The organism is Croceibacterium sp. TMG7-5b_MA50 (assembly GCF_039830145.1).
In the GTDB taxonomy this organism is placed as follows: domain Bacteria; phylum Pseudomonadota; class Alphaproteobacteria; order Sphingomonadales; family Sphingomonadaceae; genus Croceibacterium.
The window spans coordinates 383239-406621 of sequence record NZ_CP156082.1 but is presented as its reverse complement, the minus strand read 5'-3'; the positions used below and the strand labels follow the sequence as shown (position 1 = coordinate 406621).

Annotated in this window: 20 protein-coding genes; 5 read left to right on the top strand and 15 right to left on the bottom strand. The window is 67.0% G+C overall.

Translation table 11 applies throughout. The annotated features are described in order from the left end of the window. Window positions 1–13: 13 nt before the first annotated feature. Window positions 14–1153: an HlyD family efflux transporter periplasmic adaptor subunit gene (locus V5740_RS02080; protein WP_347303436.1), complete on the bottom strand. Its 1140-nt coding sequence runs from the start codon at window positions 1151–1153 to the stop codon at window positions 14–16. After that, window positions 1146–2576, bottom strand: a complete 1431-nt coding sequence (locus V5740_RS02075; protein ID WP_347303435.1) for an efflux transporter outer membrane subunit — start codon at window positions 2574–2576, stop codon at window positions 1146–1148. Before V5740_RS02075 ends, V5740_RS02080 begins: the two co-directional genes overlap by 8 nt. Window positions 2577–2697: 121 nt before the next feature. Here V5740_RS02075 and V5740_RS02070 point away from each other — a divergent pair, with 121 nt between their 5' ends. From V5740_RS02070 to V5740_RS02050, 5 genes are all read left to right on the top strand, one after another. Beyond that, window positions 2698–3336: a TetR/AcrR family transcriptional regulator gene (locus tag V5740_RS02070; protein WP_347303434.1), complete on the top strand. Its 639-nt coding sequence runs from the start codon at window positions 2698–2700 to the stop codon at window positions 3334–3336. Between the two features lie 203 nt (window positions 3337–3539). Next, entirely contained in the window at window positions 3540–4850 is a 1311-nt protein-coding gene (locus V5740_RS02065) for a trehalase family glycosidase (RefSeq protein WP_347303433.1), read from the top strand. Window positions 4851–5006: 156 nt separating this feature from the next. Continuing rightward, complete coding sequence (locus V5740_RS02060) at window positions 5007–6416, top strand: amidohydrolase (protein WP_347303432.1); 1410 nt, start codon at window positions 5007–5009, stop codon at window positions 6414–6416. Continuing rightward, a complete protein-coding gene (locus tag V5740_RS02055; RefSeq protein WP_347303431.1) occupies window positions 6413–7678 on the top strand; it encodes an amidohydrolase family protein in 1266 nt (421 codons plus the stop codon). Before V5740_RS02060 ends, V5740_RS02055 begins: the two co-directional genes overlap by 4 nt. Window positions 7679–8045: 367 nt before the next feature. Beyond that, window positions 8046–10025 (top strand): YadA-like family protein, encoded by a 1980-nt coding sequence (locus V5740_RS02050; protein ID WP_347303430.1) that lies wholly within the window; start codon window positions 8046–8048, stop codon window positions 10023–10025. 24 nt (window positions 10026–10049) lie between these two features. On the opposite strand, the gene V5740_RS02045 is transcribed toward V5740_RS02050, so the two are convergent. From V5740_RS02045 to rimP, 13 genes are all read right to left on the bottom strand, one after another. Beyond that, window positions 10050–10739, bottom strand: a complete 690-nt coding sequence (locus V5740_RS02045; protein ID WP_347303429.1) for an epoxyqueuosine reductase QueH — start codon at window positions 10737–10739, stop codon at window positions 10050–10052. Window positions 10740–10790: 51 nt separating this feature from the next. Then, window positions 10791–11075 carry a hypothetical protein gene (locus V5740_RS02040; protein ID WP_347303428.1) on the bottom strand — a complete coding sequence of 95 codons (285 nt, stop codon included), beginning with the start codon at window positions 11073–11075 and terminating at the stop codon, window positions 10791–10793. 171 nt (window positions 11076–11246) lie between these two features. Further along, window positions 11247–13577: a polyribonucleotide nucleotidyltransferase gene (gene pnp, locus V5740_RS02035; protein WP_347303427.1), complete on the bottom strand. Its 2331-nt coding sequence runs from the start codon at window positions 13575–13577 to the stop codon at window positions 11247–11249. A gap of 228 nt (window positions 13578–13805) precedes the next feature. After that, entirely contained in the window at window positions 13806–14075 is a 270-nt protein-coding gene (gene rpsO, locus V5740_RS02030; RefSeq protein WP_347303426.1) for a 30S ribosomal protein S15, read from the bottom strand. 22 nt (window positions 14076–14097) lie between these two features. Continuing rightward, window positions 14098–14982: a tRNA pseudouridine(55) synthase TruB gene (truB, locus tag V5740_RS02025; RefSeq protein ID WP_347303425.1), complete on the bottom strand. Its 885-nt coding sequence runs from the start codon at window positions 14980–14982 to the stop codon at window positions 14098–14100. A 6-nt stretch (window positions 14983–14988) separates the two neighbouring features. Next, the gene (locus V5740_RS02020) at window positions 14989–15675 is read right to left on the bottom strand and encodes a site-2 protease family protein (RefSeq protein ID WP_347303424.1); all 687 of its coding nucleotides are present in this window, start codon (window positions 15673–15675) and stop codon (window positions 14989–14991) included. Between the two features lie 5 nt (window positions 15676–15680). Then, window positions 15681–16283, bottom strand: coding sequence for a thymidine kinase (locus tag V5740_RS02015; protein ID WP_347303423.1), 603 nt, complete (start codon window positions 16281–16283; stop codon window positions 15681–15683). Window positions 16284–16304: 21 nt separating this feature from the next. Further along, window positions 16305–16715, bottom strand: a complete 411-nt coding sequence (gene rbfA / locus V5740_RS02010) for a 30S ribosome-binding factor RbfA (RefSeq protein WP_347303422.1) — start codon at window positions 16713–16715, stop codon at window positions 16305–16307. Window positions 16716–16726: 11 nt separating this feature from the next. Then, on the bottom strand, window positions 16727–17476 hold the full coding sequence (locus tag V5740_RS02005) for a glutamine amidotransferase (RefSeq protein ID WP_347303421.1): 750 nt from the start codon (window positions 17474–17476) through the stop codon (window positions 16727–16729). A 64-nt stretch (window positions 17477–17540) separates the two neighbouring features. Next, window positions 17541–20279, bottom strand: a complete 2739-nt coding sequence (gene infB, locus V5740_RS02000) for a translation initiation factor IF-2 (RefSeq protein ID WP_347303420.1) — start codon at window positions 20277–20279, stop codon at window positions 17541–17543. Between the two features lie 17 nt (window positions 20280–20296). After that, entirely contained in the window at window positions 20297–21061 is a 765-nt protein-coding gene (locus V5740_RS01995; protein WP_347303419.1) for a DUF448 domain-containing protein, read from the bottom strand. Next, on the bottom strand, window positions 21042–22691 hold the full coding sequence (gene nusA / locus V5740_RS01990) for a transcription termination factor NusA (protein WP_347303418.1): 1650 nt from the start codon (window positions 22689–22691) through the stop codon (window positions 21042–21044). Before nusA ends, V5740_RS01995 begins: the two co-directional genes overlap by 20 nt. Next, window positions 22691–23266: a ribosome maturation protein RimP gene (gene rimP, locus V5740_RS01985; RefSeq protein WP_347303417.1), complete on the bottom strand. Its 576-nt coding sequence runs from the start codon at window positions 23264–23266 to the stop codon at window positions 22691–22693. The genes nusA and rimP overlap by 1 nt, the downstream gene beginning before the upstream one ends. Window positions 23267–23383: the final 117 nt, after the last annotated feature.

Genomic DNA, 23383 nt, shown 5'->3' with positions numbered 1-23383 from the left:
TCCTGCGTATGCCTTACCGGGCCGAGACGTCGATCTCGGCCGTCATCGACAGGCCGACGCGCAAGGGATGCGCGGCAAGCTCCCGCGGGTCGAGCGCGACGCGCACGGGCAGGCGCTGCACCACCTTGATCCAGTTGCCGGTCGCGTTCTGCGCCGGGATCAACGCGAAGGCGGAGCCGGTGCCGCCGGAAAAGCCGACCACGCGGCCGTGATATTCCACATCCCCGCCATAAAGGTCGGAAGTCAGCACCACGGGCTGCCCTTCCTTCACACGGGCGAGCTGCCCTTCCTTGAAATTGGCATCGACATAGACCTGCCCGACCGGGACGATGCGCATGATCGTCGCGCCGGGTGCGATCCGCTGGCCCAACTGGATCGTACGGTTGGCGACAACGCCGTCGATCGGCGCCCTGATCACCGTACGCTCCAGGTCCAGCCGCGCCTGCCGCACGCGCGCCTCGGCCGCGAGCACGTCGGGGGCGGTGTTGACGTCGGCGCCCTGCACCAGCGCCTGATTGGCCGCCAGATTGCCGGCGGCGGCACCCTGCTGCGATGTCGCCTGCGCCACGGCGGCGCGGGCTTGCGCCAGGTTGGCACGTGCTGTGGCGAGCGCATTGGTCGCAGCGGTGATCTCGTCGCCGGAAACGGCACCATTGGACGCCAGTGCCTGTCGCCGGTCGAAATCGACCTGCGCCCTCTCGAACGAGGCTTGCGCGCTCTGCAGCTGCGCCCGTGCACTGGTGACGTCCGCGCCACGCGCCTGCACCTGCGCGGACAGGGCCGTGCTGGTGGCGGAAGTCTGCCCGAACTCACGCCGCGCCTGCGCTAGATCGGCTTCGGCGGAAGCGAGCGCGATGCGTGCATCGCTGTCGTCCAGCCGAACCAGCACTTCGCCGCGCTTCACCGCCTGGGTGTCGGACGCCAGCACCTCGACCACCTGCCCTGCAACCATCGGCGTGACCTGCGCGGTTTCCGCCCCGACATAGGCGTTGTCGGTCTCGACATAATGGCTACCGATCAGCCAGTACCAGATGCCATATCCGGCACCGGCGAGCAGCACCGCCGCCAGGATCGCAGTCAAGGCGCGCTTCCGCTTGCCGTTGCGCGCGGGCGCGCCATCGGTGGGAAGATCGGCAGGTGCGGCATCAGCCATGGGTCGGGTCCTTGTTGATGGCGGCGGCGGCGACCGGGGCGGAGAAGCCACCGCCCAATGCACGCACAAGTGCGATATCGAGCGTCACCGCGCGGGCCTGTAGGTCGGCGACGATGCGCTGCGCCTGCAAGGCGCGATCCTGCGCGGTCAACACATCGACGAAGCGCGACAGCCCGCCTTCGTAGCGCTGGCGCGCGATGTCGTAGGCCGCGCTGGCATCGGCGAGCGACTGGCGCTGTTCGCCGAGACGCACCTCCAGCGCCCGCTGGCTGACCACCGCATCGGCGACCGCCTGGTATGCGGCAGTGACCGTCCGATCGTAATCCGCGACGGCAGCGTCATACTCCCCGCGCGCGACGCGGTACTGCCCTTGCAATTGCCCGCCACGGAAAATCGGCAGGTTCACCGCCGGCCCTGCACTGCCGAAGGTCGACCCGCCGCGCAGCAGATTGTCGATACCGAAGGACTGGAAGCCCAGCACGGCCGACAGGCTGAAGGAGGGGTAGAAGTCGGCACGGGCGACCTTGACCCGGGCAGCCTCCGCCTCGACCCGGGCCAGAGCTGCCAGCACATCAGGCCGGCGGGCGATCAGGTCGGTGGTGAGCCCGGCGGGCAGGCCGCGGGCAGCAACCGCCACCGAAGGTTCGGTGATGGCAAGGCCGCGATCCGGTCCCTGCCCCAGCAAGGCCGCGATCCGGTTGCGGGTCAGGGCGATCTGCTCGTCCGTGGCGGCGATCTCCGCCCGGGCTGCCGGCACCGCCGATTGCGCCTGCTTCAGCTCGGCCTGCGTATCCAGCCCGGCGGTCACGCGGTCAGCGGTGAGACGCTCCGTCTGCTGGCGGATGTCCAGCGCGGTCAGCGCGACATCGCGGGCGGCAAACAGGCCGGACAGGTCGGCGTAGGCGGCGGCGATATTGGTGGACAGCGTCAGGCTCGCCTGCGCCTGGTCCAGCCGGGCAGCTTCCGCATCGGAACGGGCCGCGGCGAAGGCAGCACGATTGCGCCCCCACAGATCGAGGTCGAAGCCGAGATCGGCCGAAACCCGCCCCGTATCGTTCCAGCCCCGCGGCACGAACGCGGCAGGGATGCCGTTGTTGTAGCTCTGCTTGGTCGCCGCGACATCGCCGTTGAGATCGAGCGAGGGCAGCCGCGCCGCGCCGGCCTGCTGGGCGTAACCGTCGGCCTGCCGTACGCGGGCGGCCGCCGCCGCTAAATCGGGTGAACCGGCCAGCCCCTCCGCAATCAATGCGTCGAGTTGCGGATCGCCGTAGGCGCGCCACCAGTCGAGATCCGGCCATGGGCTGTCCGCCCCGGCAAAGGTGCGGGTGGCTGCATAGTCCTGCGCGGGCGCGACCTGCGGGGCAGGATCGAGGCCGGGCACCGTCGCGCACGCAGACAGCAGCAGGGCGGCAAGAGGTGCCACGCGACTGACGATTTGGAAGTCGGGAGGAATCATGTGAGTGGCCGTACTGTGTGGTACAGTTCGCCAGATGATGCTGCAGCGCACACTTGTCAACCAGAGAGCGTACCGTATAGTACAGTTCGTGAACAATGCAGTGAAACAGCCCTGTCGCCAGGAACCGAGCCCCCGCCAGCAGGAGCGACGCGACGCCATCGTGGCGGCCGCACGTCGGTCTTTCCTGGATAAAGGCTACGCCGCGACCTCCATGTCGGGGCTGCTGGACAGCGTGGGTGGGTCCAAGGCCACCCTGTGGGGTTACTTCAGGTCCAAGGAGGAGCTGTTCGCCGCCGTGATCGAGGACCTGACCGCATCCTTCCGCCAGCAGATCGAAACCGACCTGCTGACGCCGGGGGTAATGGAGGAGACGCTGGTCCAGTTCTGCCGCAGCTTCGTGCGGCGGCTGACCTGCCCCGACGGGGTCGCCACCTGGCGGCTGATCATGGCGGAAAGCAACCGCTTCCCGGAAGTCGGACGCATCTTCTACCAAGAGGCGGCGGGCCGGATCGAACGCGTGCTGGCGAGCTACCTCCAGCAGCAGATCGATAGCGGGCGGCTGCGCGACGAGGGCGCGCTGGATATGGCGCGGCTCCTGATGGGCATGCACAAGGCTGGCCTGAACCGCCGCCTGTGGGGCGTGGAACCGGCGGACGGCACCGATGCGGAGGCGGAAGCGCGCAAGTTCGTCGGCTACTTCCTGCGACTGTTCGCCCTGCCAGGCTGATCCGGCACGAAGGCGCTTCGCCGCCGCGCCGTGCGCCTCTGATTAGCTTGGCACTAGTTGCACCCATGCAATAATGCCCTAGCCTGCAAGGCTGCTGGACGCACGGCGCGTGCATCCCGCGACCGTGCCCGGCAGGACCGCCGCGTCCGGCGCATCTGCTTTGGGAGATATCTGTGATGCTAGCTTTGTCCCGGCGCCAAACCATGATGTCGGCGCTTGCGCTGGGCGCTTCGCAGGCGGCGCCGCCTCTGGCGCAGGGTCGGCCATCCGTTCCGGCCCGCGGCGCGGATGCCCAGGCGCTTGTCACCTACTTTCAGGAGAACGGTCCCAAGCTGATGCGCGCCAAACAGGGGTTGTTCGCCTATCCCTCCATCGCGCCCACGCTGCCATCCACGGAATACTCGGCGGACCTGTGGGACTGGGACACGATGTGGACCACCCGCGGCCTGTTCCGCCTGGCGGAGGTGACCGGCGACGATGCCTTTCGCGACCTGGTGGCCGAACATGCCAGAGGTAGCCTGTTCAACTTCTTCGACCATCAATCGCCCGAAGGTCGCCTGCCAATCATCATGCAGTCGACCGATCCCGATGCCAACCGCTTCCCGTTCAACCAACCCGAACGCAATCAGGCCAAGCCGGTGATGGCGCAGATGGCGCTGGTGATCGCCGACGCAACGGGCGACGCCGGCTGGTTCGCGCCGCTCTATGACAGGCTGGTCCGCTTCCACCAGAGCTGGCTGGCGCACAACATGACCGATGCCGGCCTGCTGGTGTGGAGCAACGATGTCGCCATCGGCAACGACAATGATCCGACCACCTTCTGCCGTCCGCCCTTCTCGTCCGCCAACCTGCTGCTGAACTGCCTCTATCACCAGGATCTGCAGGCTCGGCTTACCCTGGCCGAGCGACTGTCGCGCCCCGCCGCCGAACAGGCGGAACTGGCCAGCCAGATCAGCGCGCTGGGCGATGCGATCCGGCGCGAATGCTGGGACCCGCGGGACGAATTCTTCTACACGGTCGACATCCAGGTCGTCGATCGCCGCGCGGAACTGATCACCAATGTTCCGCAAGGAATGGCGACGAGCTGGCGGACGCTGCCGCTGCGCCTGCAGGTCTTTACCGGCTTCCTGCCGATGTGGTGCGGTGTCGCGACGTCCGAACAGGCGGCGGCGATGGTCGCGCGCAACTGGGCGGCGGACGATCGCCTGCGGGCCAATCACGGCGTCCGCACCTTGTCCGACCGGGAGACGATGTACTCGCTGGAATTCACCAGCAATCCCAGCAACTGGCTCGGTCCGGTGTGGGTCGTCTCCAACTACTTCGTCTGGCGCGCGCTGAAGGCATATGGCTTCACCGCGCTGGCGGACGAGATGGCGGACAAGACTATCCGCCTGCTCGCCGGATCACTGCGGACCGACGGCAGCCTCAACGAATATTACCACCCCGACACGGGCCAACCGCTCAGCCACAAGGGGTTCATGAACTGGAACCTGCTGGTGCTGGAGATGATCTGACCCTTACGTCGATCTTGCACATATCAGGCATAAACATGGTGATATGCTGCACTTTGCCCTTTCCTCGCGCATGTTTTTCTGCCCAGATGCGCCGACAAGGGGTAGGCAGCCGTCACGATCACCGATCGGCGGCCGCCGTCGCAACGGGGTTCTTGCATGAAATTACGATGGCTGACGGGCGCCGCCATGCTGGCGCTGGCAGCGTGTGGCCAGGCGGAGCCGACCGGCAGTGCCAGCAGAAGCAGCCGGGATGATGGCGAACGGGTGGCCTTCCCGGCCGATCCCTTCCCCTCCACCTACCGGCCCTATCCCGGCGTCACGACGATCATCACCAACGCCACGATCTTCGATGGCGAGGGCGGGCGCGTCGATGGCGGGTCGGTGTTGCTGGCCGATGGCAAGGTCGTCGCGGTCGGCACGGATGTGCAGGCCCCGGCAGACGCCGTGGTGATCGATGGCACCGGCAAGTTCGTGACGCCGGGCATCATCGACATCCACAGCCATCTGGGCGACTACCCCACCCCGTCCGTCAGCGCGCATTCGGACGGAAACGAGGCGACGGACCCCGTGACCGCACAGGTCTGGGCCGAACATTCCGTCTGGCCGCAGGACCCCGGCTTTGCCCGTGCGCTTACCAATGGGGGCGTCACCACGATCCAGATCCTGCCTGGCTCCGCCAACCTGTTCGGCGGCCGGTCAGTGGTGGTGAAAAACGTCTACGCCCGCACGATGCAGGGCATGAAGTTCCCGGACGCGCCTTACGGCCTCAAGATGGCCTGCGGGGAGAACCCGAAGCGGGTCTATGGCAACCGCAACCGCATGCCCTCCACCCGCATGGGCAATGTCGCCGTCAACCGCGCCACCTGGCAGGAAGCGCGCGAATACATGGCCAAGTGGGACAAGTACGCGGAGGAGGGCGGCACCCCGCCCGCGCGCGACCTGCAGATGGACACGCTCGCCGGTGTCCTGCGCGGCGACATCCTGGTCCATAACCACTGCTACCGCGCGGACGAGATGGCCATCGTGCTCGATATGGCGCGGGAGTTCGGCTACCAGGTCAGCACGTTCCAGCACGCGGTGGAGGCGTACAAGATCGCTGACCTGCTGAAGGAACGCGGCACCTGCGCGTCCGTCTGGGCGGACTGGTGGGGCTTCAAGATGGAATCCTATGACGCCATTTACGAGAACCTGCCCTTGCTGGAGGCGCAGGGCGCCTGCGCCACCATCCATTCCGACGATCCCGACGGCATCCAGCGCTTGAATCAGGAGGTTGGCAAGGCGCTCGGCGACGGGCTCCGGATCGGCATCGACATCGCCGACGAACGCGCCTGGACCTGGCTCAGCTACAACCCGGCACGCGCCATGGGCATCGCCGAACAGACCGGCAGCCTGCGCCCCGGCAAGATGGCCGACGTCGTGCTGTGGAACGGCAATCCGTTCTCCACCTACACCCGCACGGACAAGGTTTGGGTCGATGGCGCGCTGCTCTACGATGCGGCAGATCCGACGCGGCGCCCGGTCTCCGATTTTGAATTGGGCCAGGTCGGTGAAGGAGACGTGAAGTGAAGCGGGCCCTGATCCTCGCCGCCGGCCTGCTACTGGCGATGCCCGCCAGCGCGCAGACCTTCGCCATCACCGGCGGCACCGTGGCAATCGGCGACGGCTCGCAACCGATCGCGAACGGCACCGTCGTGGTGCGCGACGGCCGCGTAGTGGCTGCCGGCAGCGGCGTCGCCGTGCCCGCGGGCATCCGCACCATCGACGCGACCGGCAAGTGGGTCTCCCCCGGCCTGGTCGTCGGCCTGGCGCCAGTCGGCCTGGTGGAGGTCAGCGGCGTGGAGGAGACGAACGACACGGTCGTCGCCACCTCCCCGTTCTCCGCCGCAATCGACGTCGCGCCCGCCATCAATCCCAAGGCGCAGCCGCTGCAGGTGACGCGCGCGGAAGGCTACACCCGTGCCATTGTCGGGCCGGAGGCGGGCGACTCGATCTTCGCCGGGCAAGGTGCAATCATCGATCTCGGCACCGACATGGCCGCGCTGATGCAGCCGCGCGCCTTCCAGCACGTCGTGCTGGGCCAGGGCGGCGGCCGGAACGTCGGCGGCGGGCGTCCTGGCGCCTTCGCCTATTTGCGTAACGCGCTGCAGGAGGCGGACGCGCTGAAGCAGGGCCGCGATGACGGGTTCGACCGACAACTGACCCGCATGGATGCAGACGCGCTGATTCCCGTGGTCGAAGGGCGCATCCCGCTGTTCGTCACCGTGAACCGCGCCAGCGACATCCTGACCGTGCTCGGCTTCGGGCAGGAATTTCGCCGCATCCGGCTGGTGCTGGTCGGCGCGCACGAAGGGTGGATGGTCGCGCGCGAGATCGCCGCGGCGAAGGTGCCGGTCATCACCACCGCGCTGACCGACCTGCCCGAAACCTTTGAAAGCCTCGCCTCCACGCAGTCCAATGTCGGCCGCATGCGCGCCGCCGGCGTATCGGTTGCATTGCAGACCACGCGCAACACCGCGCAGGAGGCGGGCAATCTCGTGGGCCTCGCCAATGTGCCCGGCGCCACCGGGCTCGACTGGGGCAACGCCTTCGCCACCATCACCTCCGCCCCGGCCGCGATCGTCGGCATGGAACGGGAGTTCGGCAGCCTGCTGCCCGGTCGCCGCGCCGACGTAGTGATTTGGGACGGGGACCCGCTGGAAGTGCAGACCGGCGTGGAGCAGGTGTTCATCGACGGCGTCGAACAATCGCTCGACACCCACATGAGCCGCCTGCGCGACCGGTACCGCCAATCGGTGGAAGGCGCACTGCCGAAGGCTTACGAGCGCTAGCCAAGCTTCAGACAAGTTGCCGTGATAGACCCGGCCCGGGCAGCGCACACTGCGCTTCCCGGGCTTTTTCGCGTCTGCACACGAAGTGTTCGTTGGCATACCTAATAGGTCAGTTCCTAAAAGCGTAAGGAACTGAATCACTTACATGCAATTATTTCTCCCACTGACGGCAGCTATACTCGGCTTCATTTGTCTTCTAGCAGACAATGATTCGATAATTGGCTAGTCTTCATGCCTCCTGCTTTGAAAGCTGAGGCCATTACAAAGAAGCGGCGGATGGCGATGGCCATTTAGCTGCCGATTACGGTCGCCCGGATTGTTCGACGAACGCTCCGGACAAAAAACAGCAACCGTGGGAGAGTTGACAATGAGTTTCGGACATTTCTCGCGCCGCCGCACCCTGTGCGGTTCGGCGGGCGTCACCGGCTTGGTTGCGATCGCGCTAGCCACGCCTGCTCAGGGCCAAGCGTTGCAACCCGTCGTCAGCGCCTGTTCCGGCGTGCAATTGCCGCAATCCGTGGTCACGGACATTCTCGACCAGGCGGTGGTGCCGCTTGCCACGGGTGTGGATGGAGTGGTCGGCAATCTCCTCGGCCTCAACGTGCTGATCCCTGGCCTGATCTCGATCACGGATTTCGACACCAACCTTGGCAACACCCTGGATGCGATCGCCGCGGGCGACCCGATCACGCTGCAGGTGCTCGACACGGACGGCAATCTGATATCGCCCACCGACGCGTGCAACGTGACGGCGGACGGCTTCACGCTCGACACCCCGGCCGGCATCGCCATCGGTGGCAACCAGATCACCGGCCTTGGTGCCAATGGCCAGACCGCCAGCGCTGGCGATCTTAGCGCTATCGCCTTCGGCAACGGGGCGACCACCAGTGCCGGGCTCGCCGGCGCGGTGGCGATCGGCACCGGCGCATCGGTCACGGCGGGCAACAGCGTGGCGCTGGGTGCAGGCTCGGTGGCGGATCGCGGTGCCCTCACCGGCTACACCGCGCCGCTGCTCGGCGGCACCTATGACTCGATCGGCACGGTGTCCGTGGGTGCACCAGGTGCCCTGCGCCAGATCACCAATGTCGCGCCCGGTACGGCTGCGACCGACGCCGCAACCGTCGGGCAGGTACAGGCAGTGGCCGGCCAGGTCGGTGCGCTGAGCGACCTCGCGGTGCAGTACACCGACACCACCCGCACCGACGTCGCCCTGGCCGGCGCAGGCGGCACCACGATCAGCAATGTCGCTGCGGGCACGATCAGTGCCGGATCTACAGAGGCGATCAACGGGTCGCAGCTGTTCGCCACCAACCAGGCGATCGCCGCCCTGCAGCCCGGAGGCGGATCGGGCCTGGCCGTGACCTACGACGATGCCTCCTTCGCCACCATCTCCTTGGGCGGCGGGGCGCCCGGCACGACCATCACCAACGTGGCCGCCGGCGCATTGTCCGCCACGTCGGACGACGCGGTGAACGGTGCCCAGCTGTTCGCCACCAACCAGCGGCTGACGACCACGGAAACCAATGTCACCAACTTGCAGGTGGCGGTGGATAACATCCCGGTCGGCTACGTCGCCGATGCCGACGGGGTTACCCCCAGCACCACCTCGACCAACACCGCCGCATTTTCCGGCGCCGGCGGCGGCGCAGTGCGGGTGACGGGCGTGGCAGCGGGTACGCTGACCGCCGGATCGACCGATGCGGTGAACGGCGCGCAGCTCGCCGCCACGAACGATCAGGTGGCGCAGAACACGGCTGACATCACCACCATCAACAACAATCTCGCCGGCAGCACGGTGGTGGCGGTGCAATATTCCAACCCCGGAACCCCTACCGTCAGCAATGGCGGCACCATCACCAACGATGTCACGCTGGTGGGCGCCAATGCGGCACAGCCCGTGCGGCTGCACAATGTCGCCAACGGCACGGCGGCGACCGATGCGACCAATCTGGGGCAGTTGCAGGCAGGCCTGAACTCCACGCTGGTGAACGCTAATGCATACACCGACACCCGCTTCGGCGTGGTCGACAACCGTGTGAACCAGCTGACCACGCGCGTCGACCAGATCGCCTTTGACCTGGGAGAGATGGACAACAGCTTGCGCCGGGCGCGGCGCGATGCATTCAGCGGGACCGCGGGGGCCATGGCGGTCGCCGGCCTGCCGCAAACAATCGAGGCGGGCCGGTCGATGGTCGGCGGCGGCATCGGCCATTACCGCGGACAGACCGCCTTTGCACTGGGCGTCTCCAGCACCTTCAGCGAAGGTCGCGGTGTGGTAAAGGCGGGCGGCACGCTCGACACCCACGGCAAGGGCGGCTTCTCCGCCGGGGCCGGCTTCAGCTTCTAGTGCCAGTCGGCGCGCCGGGCGGGCTCAGCTCCCGCCTGGTGCGTCCTGCCCTACTCCATAATACAGCTCGCCGATGCGGATTTCCTCACGCCCCTGGCTTACCCGGTGGGCGTTGGTGTCGCGTAGCGAATAGACGCAGCCGCAATATTCCTGCTGATAGAACTGCTCGCGCTTGCTGATCTCGATCATGCGCGCGGCACCGCCACCCTTGCGCCAGTTGAACGTCCAGTACCGGATGCCCGGATAATGCGCCGCTGCACGCTCCCCGCAATCATTGATTTGCGTCATGTTCTTCCAGCGCGAAATGCCGAGCGAGGAGGTGATGACGGGGAAGCCGTGCTCGTGCGCGTACAGCGCCGTCCGCTCGAACCGCATGTCAAAGCACATGGTGCAGCGCGCGCCACGCTCCGGCTCCTGCTCCAGCCCGCGGGCGCGCTGGAACCAGTTCGCGGTGTCGTAATCCGCATCGACGAACGGGATGGAATGCTTCTCGGCAAAGCGGATGTTCTCCTCCTTGCGCAGGATGTACTCCTCCTTCGGGTGGATGTTCGGGTTGTAGAAGAAGATCGTGTAGTCGATGCCGCTGGCGGTCATCGCCTCCATCACCTCGCCCGAACAGGGGGCGCAGCACGAATGGAGCAGCACCTTCGTCTCCCCATCGGGCGGGGTCAGGACCGGGCGGTCGATCGGGGTGGTGGCAGGCTGGTCGGTCATGCGCCGCCCATACTGGAAACCGCGCCCCGATGCGAGAGGCGGGACCGCGGGTCAGCCTTCGCCCGCTGCCTCCTGCCCCTTGCGGGTCAGCACGGCTGACACCAGCAGGGGCGACGGCCCGGTGCCTACCAGCAGCGCCTCGTACATGATGAGGCCCTCGTCCTGCAGCGCCACCGCCGCGCCGATGAAGGCATCGGTATCGAGCGCCGCGCCAAGGTCGCGCGCTACCACGTCGGTGCTATCGGGCCAGTCACGGCGCAGGTGCTGCAGGATCGCCGCACGCGCCATGCCTTCGCCCTCCCTGCCGCCAGTCATCGATACAGCCCTGTCGATCATTGTAACCGCCATGCGTCGGGTGTGAATGCCCATGGTAAACAGACAGTAAACAGCCGGCGAGTCGTCCGACGAAGTGTGCTGCGTCTGCGAACAAATGCAAAGGGCCGCGATCGGACAAACCGATCGCGGCCCCTGTGCCATTCCAGAATGGAACAGCCGATCAAAAAACGATCATTCCTCGCGCAGGAAGGCGGGGATGTGATCGGGGTTGCCGCCCTCGTCACCGCCACGGCCACCGCGGTCACCGCGACCCTCGCCGCGCGGACCACGGTTGCGGTCGCCGCCGCCGCGCGGCCCACGCCGGTCACCACCACGGCCACCACGGTCGCCGCCGCGGTCACCACCACGATCGCCGCGCGGTTCACGCGGTTCACGGGGAGGACGGGTGTCCTCCAGCTCCTCACCGGTTTCCTGGTCGACGACGCGCATCGACAGGCGGACCTTGCCGCGATTGTCGATCTCCAGGACCTTGACCTTCACCTCTTGGCCCTCGGAGACAACGTCGGTCGGCTTCTCGACCCGCTCGTTCTTCATCTCGGACACGTGGACCAGACCGTCCTTGCCACCCATGAAGTTCACGAAGGCGCCGAAATCGACGATGTTGACGACCTTGCCGGTGTAGATCGCGCCGACTTCCGCCTCTTCCACGATGCCGGAAATCCACTTCTTCGCCGCCTCAATCTGGGCGATGTCGGAAGAGGAGATCTTGATCACGCCCTCGTCGTCGATGTCGACCTTGGCGCCGGTCTCGGCCACGATCTCGCGGATCACCTTGCCGCCGGTGCCGATCACGTCGCGGATCTTCGACTTGTCGATCTGCATCGTCTCGATGCGCGGGGCATGGGCGGACAGCTCGGTGCGGGCGGTGCCCAGCGCCTTCGTCATCTCGCCCAGGATGTGCGCACGGCCAGCCTTCGCCTGCTCCAGCGCCTTGCCCATGATCTCCTGCGTGATGCCGGCGATCTTGATGTCCATCTGCAGGCTGGTGATGCCAGCTTCAGTGCCCGCGACCTTGAAGTCCATGTCGCCCAAGTGATCCTCGTCACCCAGGATGTCGGACAGGACGGCGAAGTCCTTGCCTTCCAGGATCAGGCCCATCGCGATGCCGCTGACGGGCCGTTCGATCGGCACGCCCGCATCCATCATCGACAGGCAACCGCCGCACACGGTCGCCATGCTGGAGGAACCATTGCTCTCCGTGATGTCGGACAGGACGCGGATCGTGTAGGGGAAGTCCTCCTTCGACGGCAGCACCGGGTGCAGCGCGCGCCATGCCAGCTTGCCATGCCCGACCTCGCGGCGGCCCGGCGCGCCGAAGCGGCCCACTTCACCGACCGAGTAGGGCGGGAAGTTGTAGTGCAGCATGAAGGACTGGTACGACAGGCCTTCCAGCCCGTCGATCATCTGCTCGGCATCCTTGGTGCCCAGCGTGGTGGTGCAGATCGCCTGCGTCTCGCCACGGGTGAACAGGCTCGAGCCGTGCGTGCGCGGCAGGAAGCCGACCATTGCCTCGATCGGGCGGACCTGGTCGACGGTACGGCCGTCGATGCGCTTGCCGTCTTTCAGGATGGCCTTGCGGACGATGTCCGCTTCCAGCTTCTTGACCAGCTTCAGCTTGCCCAGATACTCAGCCGGGTTCGCGCCCTCGATGCTTTCGAAGTGCGCGCGCGCCTTGGCGCGGGCCTCGTTCACGGCATTCTGGCGGGCCTGCTTGTCGGTCAGCTTGTACGCCTTGGCCAGGTCCTTGCCGATCAGCTTGTCGAGCTCCTTGAGCGTGGCGGACTTGTCCTCCACCGGAGTCAGCTCCCACGGCTCCTTCGCCGCCTGCTCGGCCAGATCGATGATCGCGTCGATCACCTTGCGGCATTCGTCATGCGCGAACATGACTGCGCCCAGCATCTCTTCCTCGGTCAGTTCCTTGGCCTCGGACTCAACCATCATAACCGCCTCGTGCGTGGCGGCGACGACCAGGTCCAGGCGGCCATTGGCGAGGGCTGCGTCCTGCTTCGGGTTCAGCGTGTATTCGCCATCGACGAAGCCGACGCGCGCGGCCCCGATCGGGCCCATGAAGGGCACGCCCGAGATGGTCAGCGCGGCCGACGCGGCGATCATCGCCACGACATCGGCCTCGGTCTCGCCGTCATACGACAGGACCTGCGCGATCACGTTGATCTCGTTGTAGAACCCTTCGGGGAACAGCGGGCGGATCGGCCGGTCGATCAGGCGGCTGGTCAGCGTCTCCTTCTCGGTCGCGCCGCGCTCACGCTTGAAGAAGCCGCCCGGGATGCGCCCGGCGGCGGAGAACTTTTCCTGGTAGTGGACGGTCAGCGGGAAGAAATCCTGCCCTTCCTTCACGGTGCGTGCGGCCGTCACGGCGCACAGCACCACGGTTTCGCCATAGGTCGCCAGCACGGCGCCATCGGCCTGGCGCGCGATGCGCCCGGTTTCGAGGGTGAGGGTCTTGCCGCCCCACTCCAGCGATACGGTCTTGGTGTCGAACATCTGTGTTCCTCGTACCCGCCGGCCCTATTGCACTGGCGGGGTTTGCTGCCGGGTATGCCGTCCCGGTCCGGTATGGAGCCTCGTAGTGTACGGCTCCGGGGCGTGGCAGCGCCGGATTGCGCGGCCTGTGCCCAAAACTGTCTGGTTGTGCCTGCCGGCATTCAATGCCGGTCGTTCATTGCATCCTTGCGAAAAGGGCGGCCAACCGGCCGCCCCTCCCCGTCATTCTTACTTGCGCAGGCCCAGCTTGGCGATCAGCGCGTTGTACCGCGCGACGTCCTTCTTCTTCAGATAGGCCAGCAGGCTGCGGCGCTTGTTGACCATGGTCAGCAGGCCGCGGCGCGAATGGTTGTCCTTGTGGTTGCTCTTGAAGTGCTCGGTCAGGTTGCGGATCCGTTCGGTCAGGATCGCGACCTGCACTTCGGGGGAACCGGTATCGCCCTGCTGACGGGCGTTGTCGGTGATGATTTCCTGCTTGCGTTCTGCGGTAACCGTCATTCTTCTTGCTCCGCGGTATCGACTAGAGATTGAACCCTCGAACGACCTTCATCGTCCCGCCGGCGATCTCCACCAGCGCGACCGGCACATCGCCCGTCGTCGCAAGGTGGAGCCCGTCTGCATGGGGCTGTCCGGACAAGACCCGGCCCTGGCGGACCGCCTGCACGTCTTCCGGATCGAGGGTCAGGGCCGGGATACCGTCCAGCCCCGCCTCCAAGCGCAGGAGGTGGTCTTCAAGCGGCGCGCCCTTGCCGATTTCCTCCAGCATGTCCAGCGAAATCGCCTGATCCTGGGTGAACGGTCCGGCCTGCCGGCGCTGCAGAAAGGTCACATGACCTACTGTACCCAGCGCCAGCGCGATGTCGCGCGCCAGGCTGCGGATATAGGTGCCCTTGCTGACATGTGCCAGCAGGGTCGCGTGATCGGCACCGGTATCCAACAGCGTCAGCGCGTGAATCGTCACGGAACGCGTGGCCAGTTCCACCTCCTGCCCCGCCCGCGCCAAAGCGTAGGCGCGCCGGCCATCGACCTTCAATGCGGAGAAGGCGGGCGGCACCTGGTCGATCGGCCCGGTGAAGCGCGGCAGCACCGCCTTGACCTCGGCCACCGAAGGCCGGTGCTCGCTGGCAGCAACGACTTCCCCCTCCGTATCCAACGTCGTGGTCTGGATGCCGAACGCGACCGTGAAGGCGTAGGTCTTGCTGGCATCCAGCATCCGCCCCGCCAGCTTCGTCGCCTCCCCCAGCGCGATCGGCAGCACCCCTTCGGCCAGCGGGTCCAGCGTGCCGCCATGGCCAACCTTGACCTTACCATGACCGCCGGCGCGCAGCACCCGCTTCACCGCGCCGACGGCCTGGGTGGAGCCGAGCCCGCGCGGCTTGTCGAGGATCAGCCAGCCATGCGGCACGGGAACTCAGGCCCCTGCCACGAAGGCGGCCAGCCGCATGTAGTTGCCTTCCAGCCAGTCGACCGGCGGGGCCACCACATTCTCCACGATGCCGCTGCCAGGGAACAGGTATGGCACCGCCACCAGCAGCACGAACACCAGCGGGAAGCCCAGCGGCCGCAGTCGGTCATACACCATCGCCGCGCGCCGGGGCAGCAGGCCTTCCAGGATGTGCGATCCGTCGAACGGCGGGATCGGCAGCAGGTTGAACAGCGCCAGGAAGATGTTGATCAGGATGAACAACTGCGCCGTCACCACAAAATAGCCGAGCGCACCATCAAGCGGCCCGCTGGCGAACCGGGCGGTCAGACCCAGAACCACCGCGCCCAGCGCCGCCAGCACCAGGTTGGTCAGCGGACCGGCCGCGGCGACCAGCATCATGCCGGTGCGCGGATCGCGCAGGCGGCGGTAATCGACTGGCACCGGCTTGGCCCAACCGAACACCGGCATTCCCGCCAGCGCCAGGCCGCCCGGCACCAGCAGCGTGCCGACCGGATCGACGTGGCGGATGGGGTTCAGCGTCAGCCGCCGCCGCTCCTTGGCGGTGGGATCACCCAGCATCAGCGCGGCCCAGCCATGGGCGACCTCGTGGCAGACGATGGCGATGACCAGCGCGGGGATCATCGCCAGCGCCAGCAGGAATGTGTCGTTCATGACGCTCAGTTAGTGACAGCGGCGCCACCGCGATAGAGGGCCAGCGCCTCCGCGAAGTGTCGTCGACACAGCGCGACATACCGCTCGTTGCCGCCGATCTGCGTCTGCTCACCCTGCTGCACCGGATCGCCGCCGTCACCCAGCCGCAGGTTCATGGTCGCCTTGCGCCCGCAATGGCACACCGCCTTCAGTTCGATCAGGGAATCCGCCACCCCCAGCAGCACAGCCGAACCGGGGAACAGTGCGCCCCTGAAATCCGTCCGCAGGCCATAGCACAGCACCGGAATGTTCGCCTCGTCGGCGATGCGCGCGCATTGCCACACCTGCGCCGGGGTCAGGAACTGCGCTTCGTCCACCAGCACGCACGCCAGCGGTCTATCCGCATGGCTACCGGACACGACCTCCCACAGGTCGGTCGTCGCCGTGAACAGGTGGGCATCGGCGATCAGGCCGATCCGGCTGGCGATCGGCGCCGCATCACGGGTGTCGATTGCCGCGGTCCAGCGCATCGTCTCCATGCCCCGCTCGCGGTAGTTGAAGTCCGCCTGCAGCAGGTTGGTCGACTTGCCCGCATTCATGCTGGCGTAGTAGAAATACAGCTTAGCCATCGGGGCCAGTAACCCGCACGCTCAGTCCTCGTCCACCTCGTCGGTGTCGAGATCGCGGGAGACGCGCGGATCGGCCAGCAACTGGTCGATCCGGTGCGCCTCGTCGAAGCTCTCGTCGGACATGAAGCGCAACTTGGGCGCGAATTTCAGGCCCAGCCGCTGCGCCACCTCGCGCTGCAGGAAGGCGGTATTGCGCCGCAGGGCGGTCAGCACCTCCGCCTCGTCACCGCCCAGCAACGGCTTCACGTAAGCCTTGGCCTGTCGCAAGTCGGGCGACATGCGCACCTCCGTCACGGACACGGTGTGACCGGAAAGCGTATCGTCATGCACCGTCTGCCGCGTCAGCAGTTCGGACAACACATGGCGCACGCGTTCGCCTACCTTCAGCAGGCGGACGGACGGATCTTCGTTCTTGTTCGGCTGACGTGCCACAATTCACTCTATCATGCAGGCGAGAAGGCCGCCTGTTCCGCCTTCATCATGGCACCGGGCGCGTCGTCCCGCCAGCCATCGATCCATGCCCCCAGCACCCTGTCGGCGCGGCGGCGCAGTTCCGGTCCATACCGTTCCGCGTCCGCACGGATGGTGCGCGGGTCGATACCGTTGCTGGCGAGCTCGCTGCAATGACCGACCAGCCAGTCCTCGATCTCGACCCCGTCCACCTCCAGGTGAAATTGCAGGCCGAGCACGTTCGGACCGATGGAGAACGCCTGGTGCGGGCATGGCCCAGTGGCGGCCAGATGCTGCGCACCCGGCGGCAGGTCGAACCCTTCCCCATGCCAGTGCAGCACTGGCCAGTCGCCAAGCGGCGCCAGCGGCGAAGCATCAGCGGCATCAGCGAGTTGGAGCGCCGAAAAGCCGATCTCCGGCCCGTCGATCTTCCCCACCTTCGCGCCCAGCGAATGGGCGATCTGCTGGGCGCCCAGGCAGATGCCCAGCAATGGCCGCCCGCTGGCGAGCCGGCGCTTCACCAAGTCCAGCTCGCCATGCAGGAACGGATATTTGTCCGCATCGTGCACGCCCACAGGGCCGCCCAACGCGATCAGCAGGTCCGGGCTCTCCACGTCCACCCGCGACAGATCCTGCCGCGGCGCATCGACATAATCGATGGTGAAGCCCCGCTGTTCCAGCGAATGCTGCCACACGCCGACATGTTCGAAACTCAGATGCCGCAGCAGCAGCGCAGTCTTCATGCGGAGCGATCCCGTATTGTTTTCCGGGGCTTGGAACGCCCCGGAAACAACAGCCGTTCCCCAATCAGAGCGTGCGTTCCTGCTCCGTCACCTCGAACACTTCCAGCTGGTCGCCGGCGCGGATGTCGTTGGTGTCGGCCAGGACCACACCGCATTCCGTACCCGCGCGCACCTCGTCCACATCGTCCTTGAACCGGCGGAGCGAGGCGATGGTCGTGGCGCTGACGATGACGTCGTTGCGGGTGAGACGGGCATGCAGACCCTTGCGGATCGCGCCCTCCTCCACCAGCAGGCCAGCCGCCTTGTCGCGCTTGCCCGCAGGAAACACCTGCTTGACCTGCGCACGGCCCACGACGTTCTCGATCCGCAGGGGACCAAGCTCGCCCGCCATCTCCTTGGCGATCTCCTGCGTCAGGTGATAGATGACATCGTAATACATCATCCGCACCTTGTCCCGCTGGATCAGCTGGCGGGCATTGGCGTTAGGTCGCACGTTGAAGCCGATGACCGGCGCCTTGGACGCCGCCGCCAACGACACGTCGCTCTCCGTGATCGCACCCACGCCCTGCTGCAGCACGCGGACCTTGATCTCGTCGTTCGACAGATTGTGCAGCGCCTGCACGATCGCCTCGACGGAGCCCTGCACGTCGGCCTTCACGACCAGCGGGAACTCGATGACGGAGCTGTTCAGGCCCGCAAACATCGCATCCAGGTTGGCCGGCGCCATGGCCGTGCGCTTCTCCGTCGCCTGCTGCTGGCGGTATTCCGCCACCTCGCGGGCGCGCTGCTCGTTCTCGACCACGGTCAGCAGGTCACCGGCCTGCGGCACGCCGCCAAGGCCCAGCACCTCCACCGGCATGGACGGACCGGCTTCCTTGATCTGCTTGCCGGCATCGTCGACCAGCGCGCGGACACGGCCGCTCTGCGTGCCGACCACGAAGGTGTCGCCACGCTTCAGCGTGCCGCGACGCACCAGCACGGTCGCCACCGGCCCGCGGCCCTTGTCGAGCTGCGCCTCGATCACGGTCGCCTCCGCCTCGCGATCCGGACGCGCCTTCAGCTCCAGCAGCTCGGCCTGCAGGTTGATCGCCTCGATCAACTGGTCGAGACCCGCGCCAGTCTTGGCGGAGACCTCCACGTCCTGCACGTCGCCGCTCATCTGCTCGACCACGACCTCGTGCTCCAACAGGCGTTCGCGGATGCGCTGCGGATTGGCCTCGGGCTTGTCGACCTTGTTGATCGCCACGATCATCGGCACGCCCGCCGCCTTGGTGTGATTGATGGCCTCGATCGTCTGCGGCATGATGCCATCATCCGCCGCGACCACCAGCACCACGATGTCGGTCACGTTCGCGCCGCGCATGCGCATCTGCGTGAACGCCTCGTGGCCCGGCGTATCCAGGAACGTGATCTTCTGCTTGTCCTTGGTGGTGATCTGGTACGACCCGATGTGCTGGGTGATACCGCCGGCTTCCCCCTTCACCACGTTGGCGCCGCGCAGGGCGTCAAGCAAGCTGGTCTTGCCGTGATCGACATGGCCCATGATCGTGACCACCGGCGGACGGGGACGCAAAGTCTCCTCCGGATCGGTGTCGACCGACTGCTTGATGTCCACGTCGTCGGCCGACACGCGGATCATGGTGTGGCCGAATTCCTCGACCAGCAGCTCCGCCGTGTCCTGGTCGATCGTCTGGTTGACGGTGACCATCATGCCCATGTTGAACAGCGCCTTCACCAGGTCGGCGCCCTTCTCCGCCATGCGATTGGCGAGTTCACCCACGGTGATTGCCTCCGGCACGGTGACGTCGCGCACCTGCTTCTCGCGCGGCTTGGAGGAGCCGCCATGCGAGCGACGCTCCTTCTCCCGCGCACGCTTCAGCGCGGCGAGGCTGCGCGCGCGGGCGCCCTCGTCATCGTTCAGCGCGCGGTTGACCGTCAGCTTGCCCCCACGCCGCTTGTCGCGGTCGTTCGTGGCGCCACGGTCGGCCGCGTTGCGGTCGGTCGCGGTACGGCCGGTGCTGAGCGCCGCGCCGGCGGCCTTGGCACGGCCGGCAGCGGACTTGTCGCCATCACCCGCACGAGTTGTGGCCTCGCTTGGCGCCGGGCGCCGGATCTCGGGACGAGGCACCGGGGAGAAGCGGCGCGGAGCCGGAATGGCCGGCGCTTCCTCAACCTCCGCCGGGGCTGCTGCGGCAGCAGCCGGAGCCTCGGCTGGCGTACCCGCATCCGTGGCGGACTCGGCCGCAGGTGCGGGTGCCGCTTCGGCAGCGGCAGGCGCATCCTCGGCAGGGGCGGGGGCAGCGGCAGCGGCCGGTGCCGGCGTCTCGGCCACCGGCTCGGCAGGCGCGGGTGCGGGCGTCTCAGCGGCGGCCTCCGCCTCGCTGCGGCGCTCGTCGGCGCGGCGACGCTCGGCCTCGGCAGCACGCTGGCGCTCCTCGTCCTCGCGGCGGCTCACCTCTTCCATGGCGGCAAGCCGGGCTTCCTCGGCCTCGCGCAGCAGCCGTTCCTGCATCTCGCGGCGGCTTTCCGCCGATGCGGCGGGGCGCACGGGCGGGGGCGGGGGGGCGACGGGGCGCGGCTGGCTGGCCACCGGAGCAGGCGCAGGCGCAGGTGCGGGTGCTTCGGCGGCGGCGGGAGCCGGCTTGTCGCCTGGGCGCGTCAGCTTGCGCGAACGCTTGACCTCGACCGCGACCTTGTTGGTCCGGCCGTGGCTGAAGGTCTGCTTGACCTCGCCTGCATCGACCGAACGCTTCAAGCCCAGGGGCTTGCGGATGCGGGTCGTGGTGTCGTCGTTATCGCTCATTGGTGGTCAACAGTCCTTCAAATCTGCTCGGGGGGCATGACCTCGTCGGCCTGCTCCGGCGCCGCCAGGCGCTCGCGTCCATCGTTACGTGCCTGTGTCAGCTGCGCGCCATCGGCGGGGGCGCCCAGGAAGTTCAGCAGGCGTTGCAGCGGGCCGGATACCCGCTGCGCCGATCCGTGATCGGTCAGCGCCAGATGGACGACATTGTCGCGGCCCAATGCCACAGACAGGGCCGCACGGTCCAGTGGCAGGGTGGTGCCGGCAAGGCCGGTTCCTTCCGCCTCCCGCCCCACGCGCCACGCCTGATCCAGCTTGCGTGCACCGTCGGCGCTGGCATCAGCGGCATGGTACAGTGCGGCCACCTTCCCCTCACGCGCGGCGCGGGCAATGCGGTCCGATCCCAAGATAAGGCGTCCGGCGCGGAATTCGAGTCCCAGCCGTTCGGTAAACGCGCGGGTCAGGCCCGCCTGTGCCAGATCGGGCAGGTCGTCCGGGATCGCCAGCGCGCCGGTACGGAACGCGCGGGCGAGCGCGCCCTTCAGCTTGCCATTGCCAAGCGCGGCCGACAGCGCCGCACGATCCACGCCGACCCAGGCGCCCCGGCCCGGCGCTCGCGCCAGCGGGTCGGGCAGCACTGGTTGCAGTCCGCCCTCGCCCCCTGGCCCAAGCGCCAGGCGCAGCATCGCATCCCGGCCAGCGTTGTCGCCGGACAGGATGCAACGCCGCTCCGGCGTGTCGCTGCTGTCGTGGTCGCTTACCGGCTCATTGCGAGGATTCCGCATTGGCGGCCTCCTGCGCTTGAGGGGCATCATCCTCGTCGGCGAACCAGTGGGCGCGCGCGGCCATGATGATCTCGTTACCCTGCTCTTCCGACAGGCCGAATTCACCCAGCACGCCACCCTTGTCGGTCTCGCGCTGCGGACGGCGGGCCGGCGGGCCGGCCTGCGGCTTGTCGGTATTGCGACGGCGCGGCCCTTCGCGGCGGCGGGCGATAAGCTCGTCCGTGGCGAGGTCGGCCAGGTCGTCCAGCGTCTTGATTCCGGCCTTGCCCAGCACCACCAGCATGTTCTCGTTCAGGTGCGGCAGCTCGGCCAGCGCATCCTCCACGCCCAGTGCCTTGCGCTCCTCGCGATGGGCCGATTCCTGCCGCTCCAGCGCTTCCTGCGCACGGTTCTGCAACTCTTCGGCAAGGTCGTCGTCGAAGCCTTCGATGCCGGCGAGTTCGGACAGGTCGACATAGGCGACCTCCTCCAGCTCGGCGAAGCCTTCAGCCACCAGCAGCTGGCTCAGCGTCTCGTCGACGTCCAGCTCCTCCTCGAACATCTTCGATCGGGTGGCGAATTCCTTCTGCCGCTTCTCGGAGGCTTCCTCCTCCGTCATGATGTCGATCTGGCTCTCGGTCAGCTGGCTGGCCAGCCGCACGTTCTGCCCGCGGCGGCCGATCGCCAGCGACAGCTGGTCGTCGGGCACGACCACCTCGATGCGCCCCTCATCCTCGTCCAGCACCACGCGGCTGACAGTGGCGGGCTGCAGCGCGTTCACCACGAAGGTCGCGGTGTCCTCGCTCCAGGGAATGATGTCGATCTTCTCGCCCTGCAGTTCCTGCACCACCGCCTGCACGCGGCTGCCCTTCATGCCGACGCAGGCGCCGACCGGGTCGATGCTGGAATCGCGGCTGATAACGCCGATCTTGGCGCGGCTGCCCGGATCACGCGCGGCGGCTTTGATCTCGATGATGCCGTCGTAGATCTCGGGCACTTCCTGAGCGAACAGCTTCTTCATGAATTCGGGATGCGCGCGGGACAGGAAGATCTGCGGGCCGCGATTGTTGCGCTCCACCTTCATCACCCAGGCGCGGATGCGCTCGCCAACGCGGGTCGCCTCGCGCGGGATCTGCTGGTCGCGGCGGATAATGCCTTCCGCGCGGCCCAGGTTCACGATCACGTTGCCGAACTCGACGGACTTGATGACGCCGGTGATGACCTCGCCCGCGCGGTCCTTGAACTCCTCGAACTGGCGCTCGCGCTCGGCATCGCGGACCTTCTGGAAGATCACCTGCTTGGCGCTCTGCGCGTCGATGCGGCCCAGATCGACCGGGGGCAGCGGATCGACGATGAAATCGCCGACGGCCGAGCCCTTCTGCAGCTTCTCCGCCTGCTCGACGCTGACCTGCTTGAAGTAGTCCTCGACCTCCTCGACCACCTCGACCACGCGCCACAGCTTCAGGTCGCCGCTCATCGGGTCGAGCTTGGCGCGGATATCGTTCTCCGCGCCGTAGCGGGCCCGCGCGGCCTTCTGGATCGCCTCTTCCATCGCCTCGATGACAATGGTGCGGTCGATCATCTTCTCGGACGCGACGGAGTTCGCGATCGCGAGCAGTTCGGCCTTGTTGGCGGAAATCGGACTGGCCATCAGTCGTCTGCCTTCTCTTCTTCGGAAATGTCTTCCGGGACTTCCATGATCTCTTCCGCACCACTCATGTCGAGCGGGCGGGTGGCGGCAATCAGCTTGTTGGTCAGCACCAGCTTGGCCGAATGGACCTGTGCCAATGGCACGTCCAGCCGGCCGTGCTTGTTATCCTCGAACGCGATGATGCCGTCATCGTCGATGCCCTGCACGATGCCGCGCAGCTTGCGGTGGTCGCCCAGCGGCTCCGTCAGGCTGACATGCGCCTCGTGCCCGGCCCAGTTGGCCCAGTCCTTCGCCCGGGTCAGCGGCCGGTCGATGCCAGGGCTGCTGACCTCCAGGTGATACGCGCCGGCGATCAGCTCGCCCCTCTCCGCCTCGAACGTGTCGATCGCGTCGGAGATACGGCGGGACAGCGCCATGCACTGCTCCACGATCAGCTGCCCGGTGGCGGGATCCTCCGCCATCACCTGCAACGTCCTCTCTTCCCCGGAACCCGTCAACTTGACCCGCACGAGATCGAACCCCAACGCCACAGCTTCGGGTTCGATCACTTCGATCAGGCGGGTAACATCGGCCATGGGCGTGCGTCTAAAATCCTGTTGTGGCCAACGGCCGATCGTGCCGGCCCCTTCCGGCGCCAGCCCCACAATGTCGCGACAATGTCGGGATGACGGCCATGTAGGCGGAGTCGCCTA

What these genes read in the sequence shown, in the direction of transcription:
- V5740_RS02065 (WP_347303433.1), top strand. Translation starts at nt 3,540, where the DNA reads ATGATGTCGGCGCTTGCGCTGGGCGCTTCGCAGGCGGCGCCGCCTCTG.
- rimP (WP_347303417.1), bottom strand. Translation starts at nt 23,266, where the DNA reads ATGGCCGATGTTACCCGCCTGATCGAAGTGATCGAACCCGAAGCTGTG.
- pnp (WP_347303427.1), bottom strand. Translation starts at nt 13,577, where the DNA reads ATGTTCGACACCAAGACCGTATCGCTGGAGTGGGGCGGCAAGACCCTC.
- V5740_RS02060 (WP_347303432.1), top strand. Translation starts at nt 5,007, where the DNA reads ATGAAATTACGATGGCTGACGGGCGCCGCCATGCTGGCGCTGGCAGCG.
- V5740_RS02005 (WP_347303421.1), bottom strand. Translation starts at nt 17,476, where the DNA reads ATGAAGACTGCGCTGCTGCTGCGGCATCTGAGTTTCGAACATGTCGGC.
- V5740_RS02015 (WP_347303423.1), bottom strand. Translation starts at nt 16,283, where the DNA reads ATGGCTAAGCTGTATTTCTACTACGCCAGCATGAATGCGGGCAAGTCG.
- V5740_RS02045 (WP_347303429.1), bottom strand. Translation starts at nt 10,739, where the DNA reads ATGACCGACCAGCCTGCCACCACCCCGATCGACCGCCCGGTCCTGACC.
- V5740_RS01995 (WP_347303419.1), bottom strand. Translation starts at nt 21,061, where the DNA reads ATGCGGAATCCTCGCAATGAGCCGGTAAGCGACCACGACAGCAGCGAC.
- nusA (WP_347303418.1), bottom strand. Translation starts at nt 22,691, where the DNA reads ATGGCCAGTCCGATTTCCGCCAACAAGGCCGAACTGCTCGCGATCGCG.
- rpsO (WP_347303426.1), bottom strand. Translation starts at nt 14,075, where the DNA reads ATGACGGTTACCGCAGAACGCAAGCAGGAAATCATCACCGACAACGCC.
- V5740_RS02080 (WP_347303436.1), bottom strand. Translation starts at nt 1,153, where the DNA reads ATGGCTGATGCCGCACCTGCCGATCTTCCCACCGATGGCGCGCCCGCG.
- V5740_RS02050 (WP_347303430.1), top strand. Translation starts at nt 8,046, where the DNA reads ATGAGTTTCGGACATTTCTCGCGCCGCCGCACCCTGTGCGGTTCGGCG.
- V5740_RS02040 (WP_347303428.1), bottom strand. Translation starts at nt 11,075, where the DNA reads ATGATCGACAGGGCTGTATCGATGACTGGCGGCAGGGAGGGCGAAGGC.
- infB (WP_347303420.1), bottom strand. Translation starts at nt 20,279, where the DNA reads ATGAGCGATAACGACGACACCACGACCCGCATCCGCAAGCCCCTGGGC.
- V5740_RS02020 (WP_347303424.1), bottom strand. Translation starts at nt 15,675, where the DNA reads ATGAACGACACATTCCTGCTGGCGCTGGCGATGATCCCCGCGCTGGTC.